The organism is Prevotella sp. HJM029 (assembly GCF_000599605.1).
Taxonomy (GTDB): domain Bacteria; phylum Bacteroidota; class Bacteroidia; order Bacteroidales; family Bacteroidaceae; genus Prevotella.
This window is the reverse complement of the sequence record NZ_AZHT01000155.1, coordinates 1-390: the sequence shown is the minus strand read 5'-3', so window position 1 is coordinate 390 and position 390 is coordinate 1. Positions and strand designations below refer to the sequence as shown.

The following is a 390-nucleotide window of genomic DNA, read 5'->3' as shown; positions in this document are numbered from 1 at the left end:
CCGATAGGTCTTATGACTGTACTTGGCAATGATACTCTTGGGAATGTCAAGCAATAAAACATTTGTCTCCACATTTGTTTTCTGTCTCTTGGTCATAATCCACTGCTTATCATCAAGTGTTACGATATTGTCCAGTGTGAGATTGGAAACATCAATATATGCCAGACCTGTGAAACATGAAAAGATGAAAACATCCCTTACTAACTCCAAGCGTTGAATAGCAAGATCCTTGTTGGCTATCTTCATAATTTCCTCATCCGTGAGAAAACCACGATTAACTGGCTCCAAGTGAAAACGATGATTGAGGAAGGGGTCGTGAAGAAGATAACCACGTTTTTGCGCATAGATGGTTACAGTCTTGAGTGCCTTCATTTTCTTGACTGATGTGTT

1 pseudogene is annotated in these 390 nt (G+C 39.7%); it reads right to left on the bottom strand.

Features of this window, described 5'->3' with window-relative positions:
- Nucleotides 1-390 (bottom strand): annotated as a pseudogene (locus tag X919_RS0106170) (site-specific integrase); the annotation flags it as partial.